The 8,219-nt window shown below is 70.3% G+C and carries 8 protein-coding genes and 1 pseudogene; 2 read left to right on the top strand and 7 right to left on the bottom strand.

Annotated elements, in window-relative coordinates; genetic code table 11:
- From V7793_RS28590 to V7793_RS28580, 3 genes are all read right to left on the bottom strand, one after another.
- Window positions 1-1,235: hypothetical protein (locus V7793_RS28590; RefSeq protein WP_336011663.1), on the bottom strand; the 1,235-nt coding region annotated here is incomplete at its 3' end.
- A gap of 86 nt (window positions 1,236-1,321) precedes the next feature.
- The gene (locus V7793_RS28585) at window positions 1,322-1,666 is read right to left on the bottom strand and encodes a hypothetical protein (RefSeq protein WP_179083073.1); all 345 of its coding nucleotides are present in this window, start codon (window positions 1,664-1,666) and stop codon (window positions 1,322-1,324) included.
- A 39-nt stretch (window positions 1,667-1,705) separates the two neighbouring features.
- Entirely contained in the window at window positions 1,706-1,975 is a 270-nt protein-coding gene (locus tag V7793_RS28580) for a hypothetical protein (RefSeq protein WP_336011657.1), read from the bottom strand.
- Between the two features lie 318 nt (window positions 1,976-2,293).
- Here V7793_RS28580 and V7793_RS28575 point away from each other — a divergent pair, with 318 nt between their 5' ends.
- Window positions 2,294-2,761, top strand: coding sequence for a hypothetical protein (locus tag V7793_RS28575; RefSeq protein WP_336011654.1), 468 nt, complete (start codon window positions 2,294-2,296; stop codon window positions 2,759-2,761).
- A 64-nt stretch (window positions 2,762-2,825) separates the two neighbouring features.
- On the opposite strand, the gene acnA is transcribed toward V7793_RS28575, so the two are convergent.
- The gene (gene acnA / locus V7793_RS28570; RefSeq protein ID WP_336011652.1) at window positions 2,826-5,540 is read right to left on the bottom strand and encodes an aconitate hydratase AcnA; all 2,715 of its coding nucleotides are present in this window, start codon (window positions 5,538-5,540) and stop codon (window positions 2,826-2,828) included.
- A 218-nt stretch (window positions 5,541-5,758) separates the two neighbouring features.
- On the bottom strand, window positions 5,759-6,655 hold the full coding sequence (locus V7793_RS28565) for an alpha/beta fold hydrolase (protein WP_336011649.1): 897 nt from the start codon (window positions 6,653-6,655) through the stop codon (window positions 5,759-5,761).
- A gap of 194 nt (window positions 6,656-6,849) precedes the next feature.
- Between V7793_RS28565 and V7793_RS28560 the strand changes: the two genes are divergently transcribed.
- Window positions 6,850-7,407 carry a Uma2 family endonuclease gene (locus V7793_RS28560; protein WP_336011645.1) on the top strand — a complete coding sequence of 186 codons (558 nt, stop codon included), beginning with the start codon at window positions 6,850-6,852 and terminating at the stop codon, window positions 7,405-7,407.
- A 17-nt stretch (window positions 7,408-7,424) separates the two neighbouring features.
- Here the strand turns inward: V7793_RS28560 and V7793_RS28555 are convergent, their stop codons facing one another.
- Window positions 7,425-7,781 (bottom strand): GntR family transcriptional regulator, encoded by a 357-nt coding sequence (locus V7793_RS28555; protein WP_336011642.1) that lies wholly within the window; start codon window positions 7,779-7,781, stop codon window positions 7,425-7,427.
- Window position 7,782: 1 nt separating this feature from the next.
- Window positions 7,783-8,219 (bottom strand): annotated as a pseudogene (locus V7793_RS28550) (DUF1648 domain-containing protein); the annotation flags it as partial.

Raw genomic sequence — 8,219 nt, 5'->3', positions numbered from 1 at the left:
GCTGCCCCTGCGGCGGCACGGACGAGGAAGCGCGCGGGCCGCCACAGAGCCAGCGTCAGACCCGCCACGGGCAGTGTGAGCAGGACGACCTGAAGGGATGCCGCGATCAGGCCCAGCACCGGATAGCCGTCGGCGCCCGCGTGCTCGGCCAGCGACGTGATCGTCTGCCAGTCCGTGCGGAGCAACTGGGGCAGGTTGGCCAGCACCATGCACAGCTGCAGCGTGAGGGCGGGCACCAGGAACAGGACCCACGCCGCGACCACGATCTGCGGCCACCGCTTCAGCGCCTTCAGGCGCTCGTCCTCCGGGCGGCGCAGGACGACCCGTTTCAGGATCGGTCCGATGTACTTGAACAGGTCGGGGATCCCGACCAGATCGGCCACGATGTAGTAGCCGTCGAACCGCAGCGTGGGCAGCAGCTGCTGGACCATCTCCACGTGCACGGAGAAGATCGCCACCAGCAGGAGCGGGCTCCCGGTCACCTCGTACAGCGCCAGCAGGCCCAGCACGAACAGGGCATTGAAGTAGACCCCGCCCAGGTCCGCGCGGATGCGCCCGGCCCGCCCGAGCCGGTACGAGCTGGTGATGTCGGTGTAGAAGGCGGGCCACACCAGGTAGATGCCGCAGCCCATCGCCCCGGGCCGCACACCGCCGTAGCGGCAGGCCGCCCCGTGGCCCATCTCGTGGAACACGCAGGAGGCGACGGCCAGGAGGACGACGAGAAGGACGTCGGCCGGGGAGGAGAGCACGGACTGCAGCGCGGCGCCCGTGTCCTGGGTCATCCACAGCCAGACCTCGCCGAAGGCGAAGGCGCCCAGGGCGAGCAGGACGAGCAGGGGCCGGAACAGCCACGCGAACAGCCCGGCCAGGAACCATGTGGCGCGCTCCGGCAGCACCGCCAGGCGGAACCGGAAGGCGAGGAACGGGTCGCTCTTCTGCATGGGCGGGGGCGGCGAGCCGTCGCTGTAGGTCGTGATGCCGAGCGGGGCGAGCTTCTTGTCGATGACGTAGACGACGTGTTCCGCGGTGAACTGCCGCCCCGTCTCCCGGCTGACCCGCTCGGCCACCCGCGCGACGGGCCGGCCGTCCAGCGCCCGCGCGACCTGGTACAGCAGCGGGGGGAGCCGGACGATCTGCCCGTCGGGCCGGCAGACCAGGTGCGGCGGCTCGCGGTAGCCGGAGTCCTCGAACTCGCCGACCAGTTCCGTACCGGCCACCAGCGCGGGCAGTGTCATGGGCGCTCTCCGTGTGGGGACAGGGTTCGGGGAAGGGCCGGAAGCGTCCGGCCCTTCCCCGGTGTGTACGGCGGACCGCTAGGCGATCAGTGGCTGGAGACGGCCGCCGGGATGCAGTGCATGCCGGTCGCCGGGTTCTGCGAGTGCAGGCTGAGCGAGCTCAGCAGGCCGGCCGGCTGCTGCCGGTCCACGGACTGGCAGGCCGACAGCATGGTGGTGCCGTGGTCGGAGGCGGGCGGAGCGTAGACGCCGCCGCCCGAGGCCGTCGCGGCGCTGCTGCTGGAGCTGCCGGCACCGGCGCCGGCGCCGCCGTCGCCGTCCCCGGCGGGGCCGTACGCGAGCGGGGCGGCCACGATGCCCATGACCGTGCGCTCGGGCAGGAGCTCGCCCGCGACGCCGTCGAGTTCCTCGAAGCTGATGGCGTTGTCCATTCCATTCCCCTTCTCTGATTACGGATTGCGGATCAGTGCTCAATGGGTGGAGATGGCCGCGGGAATGCACGTCGTCGTGTAGCCGGGGTCCTGGGAGGCGAGTCCCAGGAAGACGAGGAGCGGAGGACTTCCCGCGTTCTGCCGGTACTGGCAGGCGTAGGCGACCGTCGTGCCGTGGTCGGTCTTCACCATCGCCGGATAGACCGGCTGGTCGGTCCCCGCCGACAACATGCTCGACAGCGCGAGCCGCGGTGGGAGCTCTTCGCCCGACAGGCGTTCGAGCTCCCCGAAAGTGACGGCGGATCCCATGGTTGTTCCCTCCCTAGGGGCGACATCGTCCCGGCGTCGATCCCCGCGGGAGGTTAACCAGGAGGGGAATGTCCGACACTTCGCCAACACCCCTATCACCCGGTCGAGTTAGGGTTTGCCCCGTGAGGGTGCAGGGGCGAACGCGCGTACCGGGTCAAAGGGGTGCACGAGTCAATTGGCTTGATTGACCGCATACTTCACGCCTTGTTCAGCTTGGCGGCTTCCGGCCCTTTCGACAGACTCACGGCCCCTGTCAACGTGGACCCGCACCGGCGGTCGCCCGACCGCCGCCCAGAGCTCAGGGAAAGGAAGGCGACGATGCCTCCGATTCCGGTCAAGCCCGGCGTCTACCGGTTCTACGCCCACATCATCGGCCCGCCGGCGCTCATCACCGCCCGCGAGCACGCTCTCGACCACGGCCTGCCGGTCAACACCGACCGCCCGCTGTACCCGCCGATCCTCCAGGAGTGGAACGTCCAGCCGGCCGAGCCCATCCCGGGCTCCCCGTACGTGATCTCCCTCGCCGACGACTTCGACGAGGACGACACGACGACCCCCGGGCTCATCGTCGCCGAGCAGAAGCTCTGGGCGAACAGCGTGAACCGGGACCAGTGGACGAAGTGGATCTTCACTTCGGCCGTCGGCGGTCTCCAGATCATCGACGAGAAGGACCAGCTGGCCCTGGCCGCCGGGCACTTCGGTGAGCAGATCAAGCTCGTCCCGCCCAGCAAGGCCGACTTCCACCAGGTCTGGACGCTGGACTTCCTGCGCCCGCTGGACGCCTAGACGCGCGAGGGCCGCACCCCGTTCGTACGGGGTGCGGCCCTCACCGCTCGCTTACCGGAACCGCTTACTTGCGGATCAGGCTCCGGAGCACGTACTGCATGATGCCGCCGTTGCGGTAGTAGTCCGCCTCACCGGGGGTGTCGATGCGGACGACCGCGTCGAACTCCACGCCCGTGTCGGTGGTGACCTTGACCGTGCGGGGCGTGCGGCCCTCGTTGAGCTCGGTCACACCGGTGAAGGTGAAGGTCTCCTCGCCGGTCAGGCCCAGCGACTCGGCCGAGGCACCCTCGGGGAACTGCAGCGGCAGGACGCCCATGCCGATGAGGTTCGAGCGGTGGATGCGCTCGTAGGACTCGGCGATGACGGCCTTGACGCCGAGGAGCGCGGTGCCCTTGGCGGCCCAGTCGCGGGACGAGCCCGAGCCGTACTCCTTGCCGGCCAGGACGACCAGCGGGATGCCCTGCTCGATGTAGTTGCGCGAGGCGTCGTAGATGAAGGAGACGGGGGCGCCGTCCTTCGTGAAGTCGCGGGTGAAGCCGCCCTCGGTGCCCGGCGCGATCTGGTTGCGCAGGCGGATGTTGGCGAACGTGCCGCGGATCATGACCTCGTGGTTGCCGCGGCGCGAGCCGTAGCTGTTGAAGTCACGACGCTCGACGCCGTGCTCGGTGAGGTACTTGCCGGCCGGGGTGTCGGCCTTGATGGCACCGGCCGGGGAGATGTGGTCGGTGGTGACCGAGTCGCCCAGCTTCGCCAGGACGCGGGCGCCGGCGATGTCGGAGACCGGGGTGGTCTCCATCGTCATGCCCTCGAAGTAAGGGGGCTTGCGGACGTAGGTGGACTCGGTGTCCCACTCGAAGGTGTTGCCGGTCGGGATCGGCAGCGCCTGCCACTGGGCGTCGCCCGCGAAGACGTCCTGGTAGGACTTGTTGAACATGTCCTCGCCGATGGCGTTGGCCACGACGTCGTTGACCTCGGCCTCGCTCGGCCAGATGTCCTTGAGGAAGACCGGGTTGCCGTCCTGGTCGGCGCCCAGGGCGTCCTTGGTGATGTCCACCTTCATGGAGCCCGCGATGGCGTACGCGACGACCAGCGGCGGGGAGGCCAGGTAGTTCATCTTGACGTCGGGGTTGATGCGACCCTCGAAGTTGCGGTTGCCCGACAGGACGGACGTGACCGCGAGGTCGTGCTCGTTGACCGCCTTGGAGACCTCCTCCGGCAGCGGGCCGGAGTTGCCGATGCAGGTGGTGCAGCCGTAGCCGACGAGGTTGAAGCCGACCTTGTCGAGGTAGGGGGTCAGGCCCGCCTTGTCGAAGTAGTCGGTGACGACCTTGGAGCCCGGGGCGAGGGTGGTCTTGACCCACGGCTTGCGGGTCAGGCCCTTCTCGACCGCCTTCTTGGCCACGAGCGCCGCGGCGACCATGACGTAGGGGTTCGAGGTGTTGGTGCAGGAGGTGATCGCGGCGACGGTGACGGCGCCGTGGTCGATCTCGTACGTCGTGCCGTCGGGGGCCGTGACCGTGGTCGGGCGGCTGGGCACGCCGTTCGTGGCGGCCGGGGCGTCGGAGGCCGGGAAGGACTCCTCGCCCGCCTCGTCGGCGGTGGAGACGTAGTTGAGGACGTCACGCTCGAACTGGGCCTTGGCCTCGGCGAGGACGATGCGGTCCTGCGGGCGCTTCGGGCCGGCGATCGACGGGACGACCGTCGACAGGTCCAGCTCCAGCTTCTCGGAGAAGTCCGGCTCGGCGGCCGGGTCCAGCCACAGGCCCTGCTCCTTGGCGTACGCCTCGACGAGCGCGACCTGCTGCTCGGAGCGGCCGGTGAGCTTGAGGTACTTCAGCGTCTCGCCGTCGATCGGGAACATCGCGGCGGTGGAGCCGAACTCCGGCGACATGTTGCCGATGGTGGCGCGGTTGGCCAGCGAGGTGGCGGCGACGCCCTCGCCGTAGAACTCGACGAACTTGCCGACGACGCCGTGCTTGCGCAGCATCTCGGTGATCGTGAGGACGAGGTCGGTGGCGGTGGTGCCGGCCGGGAGCTCACCGGTCAGCTTGAAGCCGACGACGCGCGGGATGAGCATGGAGACCGGCTGGCCGAGCATCGCGGCCTCGGCCTCGATGCCGCCGACGCCCCAGCCCAGCACGCCGAGGCCGTTGACCATCGTGGTGTGCGAGTCGGTGCCGACGAGGGTGTCGGGGTACGCCTGGCCGCCTCGGACCATGACCGTACGGGCCAGGTGCTCGATGTTCACCTGGTGGACGATGCCGGTGCCCGGGGGGACGACCTTGAACTCGTCGAAGGCGGTCTGGCCCCAGCGCAGGAACTGGTAGCGCTCCTTGTTGCGGCCGTACTCCAGCTCGACGTTCTGGCCGAAGGCGTCCTTCGTGCCGAACTTGTCGGCGATGACGGAGTGGTCGATGACCAGCTCGGCCGGGGCCAGCGGGTTGATCTTCGCCGGGTCGCCGCCGAGCTCCTTGACGGCCTCACGCATGGTGGCGAGGTCGACGACGCAGGGGACGCCGGTGAAGTCCTGCATGATCACGCGGGCCGGCGTGAACTGGATCTCCTGGCTGGGCTGGGCCTGCGAGTCCCAGCTGCCCAGGGCACGGATGTGGTCGGCGGTGATGTTCGCGCCGTCCTCCGTGCGGAGCAGGTTCTCCAGCAGCACCTTCAGGCTGTAGGGAAGGCGCGCGGAGCCCTCGACCTTGTCCAGCCGGAAGATCTCGTACGACTCGTCGCCCACCTGCAGCGTGCTGCGGGCGTCGAAGCTGTTCGCCGACACGACAGTCTCCTTCATGCATGAATTCGCGTACTGCGGCCATCCTGCCGCCCCACGGTCCCGCCGATCCGATAAGGTGTGCCTTAGTTAGGCATGCCTTACTGGCGCGACAGCGGTACGCCTCTCGGCAGATATCTCGATGTCGAGATAACTCTAATACATCGCCGGGGAACGGTCATGTCCTGGCGGGCCCCTACGCCCCGCGACCGGTGCCCGCCTCCTCAGGCGTGCCCGCCCGGCGCGGCCTCCACCTCGCGCCAGAACTCCGGCACGCGGCTGTTCAGCGCCTTCACCGGAACGCCGTGCCCGGCGCCGGGCACGATCTCCGCCCGCACGTCCGGGATCAGGCGGCCCGCCCGCTCCCGGGCACGCTTCGAGTCCATGGCCCGGTCCGCACCGCCGAGCAGGACCAGGGCGGGGGCGGTCACGGAGCGCAGCTCCTCGTCGCTCATGCGCGGCGGCGGCAGCAGGCGCACACGGAAGCCGCGCATGGCCTCCAGCGACAGCTGCAGCTGCGCCTCGGCCTCCTCGGGGTCCGCGCCCGTGTCACCGATGAGCCCGCTGAACCAGCGCCGCTGGAACTTCTCGGAGCCGCTGAGCATGGCGGCCACCGCGCCGAGGAGGAAGCCCGGCTTCAGCGCCGCCAGGGCGCGGGGCGGATCGTAGGCGGTGACCGAGGCCACGCGGGCGGGCCTGCGGGCCGCGTGATTGAGGGCGACCCAGCCGCCGTACGAATGACCGACCAGGTGCGCCCGCTCCAGACCGAGGCCCGCAAGGACCTCTTCCAGCCAGCTCGCGGTCTCCTCCGCCGTGGTGATGGGGGCGCTCTGCGTGCTGTACCCCGGCTCGCCGACCCGGTCGACGGCCAGCACGGGGCGCCCCTCGCCGAGCGCGGCCACGTGCGGCGCCCATTCGGCGGGGGTCGCGCTCTGGCCGTGCAGCAGGACGACCGGCGTGCCCGGGCCGCCGCCGTAGGTGTGGACGCGGGTGCTCCCGAAGGATGTCGCGACGTCCTGCTGCCCCCGCGGCTCCGGCCAGAAGGCCATGGCCTTGTCGTAGGCACCGAGTATCCGGGCCCGCGCGGCGTCGTCGGCGAAAGAACTGACCTGAGCGCCCATGAGGCGACCTCCCCGTGCGACGGCACCCCCGGCCGCCGCGGGTTCGATCATGACAGGGGGTGGATTAGCGGGTGGAAGCGGGCCTGGTTCACCAGTACGAGTGGATATTGGGCCGAACGGGCGGGTCTGTGGCGGCGATTGCCGTAGACCTTGGACAGTCGTCATGCTGCAGTCACGATCCGCGGGAGGACCGAATGAGCGCACAACCTCACTCTTACGCAGCCGACGACCCCGAAACCGCACTGAAGTATGCGATCCAGCACATCCGGGGGGACGACCGGGCGCAGATCGTGGAGGGGGTCATCGAGCAAGTCGTGCCGACATGGGACCACGAACACGTAACCGACCTGATTCGCGAACAGATCGGACCAACACTACGGAAGCTCGGCTGCAGGGCAGGCGCGGGAAACCTCGACCTGCCGGGCAGCCCCAACTGGTATGTACCGGACCTTGCGGTAGTACCTCGCGAGCTCGCAAAAGGCGGAGACGCTCTGGTCCCCGATCAGACCCTCCTCATCGCCGAAGTCACCTCCGAGTCCAACGGAGACACGGACCGGATCGCGAAGCGCCGCCGCTACGCCGAGTACGGAGCTCCCCTGTATCTGCTCGTCGACCGGCAGGAACGCGTCTGTCTGCTGTTCAGCGAACCCGGCCAGCTGGGCTACACGCGCACGGACGGCCCCGTCCCCTTCGGCACCCCCGTCCACCTCCCCGAACCCTTCGGTCTCGACCTGGACACCTCGGAGTTCTGACCCCGCCCGCCGCGCCGTCAGGCCAGCCCCGTCCGCACCAGGTCCATCACCTCGTCGTCCGACAGACCCAGCGACCGCGCTTCGGCGATGAGGTCTCGGACGCCGTCGGTCAGCCGGGCCCTGCCCGGGGCTCCCGGGTCGGCCGTGACGACCGCGCCGCGGCCGCGCCGGAGTTCGATGAGGCCCTCCTCGCGCAGCTGCTGGTAGCCGCGCAGGACGGTGTGGACGTTGACGCCTAGGGAGTCGGCGAGGGCGCGGGCCGCGGGGAGGCGTTCGCCCGGGCGTACGGCGGCGTCGGCTATGGCGCCGCGCACGGAGGCGGCGATCTGGTCGCCGAGGGGCACCGGGGAGCCGTGGTCGAGGCGGAAGAGCATGTCAGCCGCCGCCGTTCGCCGTGCGGGCGCGCTCGGCCAGGGTGTTGAGGAGTGCGGCGGCGGTGACGGCGTCGTCGACGGTGACGACGAATTCGCTGCCGGTCGTCAGGCGGGCCACCACGGCGTCGCCGGACCGCAGGGCGAAGCCGCTGCGGCCGGGGACGGCCCGGTAGCCCCAGCCGCCGAGGTCGCGCAGAGGGTCGACGTCGCGGTGGACGGCCTCCTCTATCCGGTCGAGCGGGATACGGACGCGGGGGCGGGGCAGGCCGGGCACGTTGACGGTGAGTCCGTGCCGGTCGACGGTGACGCGGACGCCGAAGCAGGCGCACAGCACGGCTCCGCCGGCCATCAGGCCGGCGCCCGCGGCCCAGCCGGCGAGCGGGGTGAGGACGGCTCCGGCCGCCACGAGCGCCCCGCCGCCGATGAGCAGGGGGCGCG

Origin of the sequence: Streptomyces sp. KLMMK (assembly GCF_036961605.1) — a bacterium.
GTDB lineage: Bacteria > Actinomycetota > Actinomycetes > Streptomycetales > Streptomycetaceae > Streptomyces > Streptomyces telluris.
This window is presented reverse-complemented; position numbering and strand designations above follow the sequence as displayed.

Excerpts from the sequence above, each read along its gene's own strand:
- V7793_RS28585 (WP_179083073.1), bottom strand. The coding sequence starts at position 1,666 with ATGGACAACGCCATCAGCTTCGAGGAACTCGACGGCGTCGCGGGCGAG.
- V7793_RS28580 (WP_336011657.1), bottom strand. The coding sequence starts at position 1,975 with ATGGGATCCGCCGTCACTTTCGGGGAGCTCGAACGCCTGTCGGGCGAA.
- V7793_RS28575 (WP_336011654.1), top strand. The coding sequence starts at position 2,294 with ATGCCTCCGATTCCGGTCAAGCCCGGCGTCTACCGGTTCTACGCCCAC.
- V7793_RS28565 (WP_336011649.1), bottom strand. The coding sequence starts at position 6,655 with ATGGGCGCTCAGGTCAGTTCTTTCGCCGACGACGCCGCGCGGGCCCGG.
- V7793_RS28560 (WP_336011645.1), top strand. The coding sequence starts at position 6,850 with ATGAGCGCACAACCTCACTCTTACGCAGCCGACGACCCCGAAACCGCA.
- V7793_RS28555 (WP_336011642.1), bottom strand. The coding sequence starts at position 7,781 with ATGCTCTTCCGCCTCGACCACGGCTCCCCGGTGCCCCTCGGCGACCAG.